The sequence below is a fragment of the Neisseria sp. P0021.S006 genome (assembly GCF_051956895.1).
Map to the genome: position 1 here is coordinate 1 of NZ_JBQCWZ010000822.1, position 639 is coordinate 639.

The 639-nt window shown below is 59.9% G+C and carries 1 pseudogene; it reads left to right on the top strand.

Annotation, left to right across the window (positions count from 1 at the left end):
* A pseudogene (locus ACTHUM_RS17310) lies at window positions 1-639 on the top strand (DNA mismatch repair protein MutS); the annotation flags it as partial.

The window sequence follows — 639 nt, forward strand, 5'->3', positions numbered from 1 at the left end:
GTGCGCATCGTGACGCCCGGCACGCTGACCGACGCGGCGTTTTTGGAAGACAAGGAAACCAACCGCATCGCGGCGGTGAACGCGGATAAAAAACACATCGCCATCGCGTGGGCATCTTTGCAAAGCGGCGAATTCAAAACCAAGCTGACGACGGCGGACAAACTTGCCGACGAGCTGGCGCGTTTGCAGGCGGCGGAAATCCTGTTGCCCGAAGGCAAAAGCCTGCCTGACGGTTTTCAGACGACCTCCGCCAACATTACGCGCCTGAACTCGTGGCAGTTTGCCGCCGACGCCGGCGCGAAATTGTTGACCGAATACTTCGGCTGCCAAGACTTGCATGGCTTCGGTTTGGACGGCAAGGAACACGAAGCCGCCGTCGGTGCGGCGGGCGCGCTGTTGAACTACATCCGCCTGACGCAAAACCTGATGCCGCAACACCTCGACGGCATTTCGCTCGAAACCGACAGCCAATATATCGGCATGGACGCCGCCACGCGCCGCAATCTCGAAATCACGCAAACCCTCTCCGGTAAAAAATCACCAACCCTGTTTTCCATACTCGACGGCTGCGCCACCCACATGGGCAGCCGCCTCTTGGCACTCTGGCTGCACCACCCCTTACGCAGCCGAGCCCACATC